Annotated in this window: 1 protein-coding gene; it reads right to left on the reverse strand. The window is 72.7% G+C overall.

Features of this window, described 5'->3' with window-relative positions:
* Nucleotides 1-399, reverse strand: a 399-nt coding sequence (locus IE277_RS46885) for a lysozyme family protein (protein ID WP_189960254.1), incomplete at its 3' end; no start/stop codon positions are given.
* Nucleotides 400-512: the final 113 nt, after the last annotated feature.

Genomic DNA, 512 nt, shown 5'->3' on the forward strand with positions numbered 1-512 from the left:
GAAGGTGGGGTCGATGACCTGGAGGAGGCCCTTGGAGGGGGTGCCCTTCTGGGCGTTGACGTCCCAGTTGTTCTGGGCGGCGGGGTTGCCGCCGGACTCGCGCATGATGTTGCGCTTGAGGCCGTCGTAGCTGCCGGGGATGCCCTTGGCCTTCATGATCTGCAGGGACTGCTTGATCCAGCCGTCGAGGTTGTCGGCGTGGCCGGTCTGCTGGGTGGTGGTGCGGGTGTCGCTGCCGGTGGCCGTGGCCGTGGTGGGGGTGTGTGTCTGGGGGAGTTCGGCGGCCTGGGCGGTGGTGGGGATGAGGGTGAGGGCGGCGGTGGCGGCGGCGGTGGTGGCCAGGCCGGTGAGGGCGAGGGTGCGCAGGCGGGCGATGCGGGTGCGGGGGGTGGTGGTCATGCGTCGGCAACTTTCGCTGGGGGATGTCGTCGGCGCCGGCCGCCGCTGGCGGTGGCGTGGGGCTGGGCCCGGTGTTGCGGGTGGGAGGGTCGGGCCTGGCGGTGGGGGTTCCG

It is taken from the genome of Streptomyces alanosinicus (assembly GCF_014650595.1).
GTDB classification, from domain to species: domain Bacteria; phylum Actinomycetota; class Actinomycetes; order Streptomycetales; family Streptomycetaceae; genus Streptomyces; species Streptomyces alanosinicus.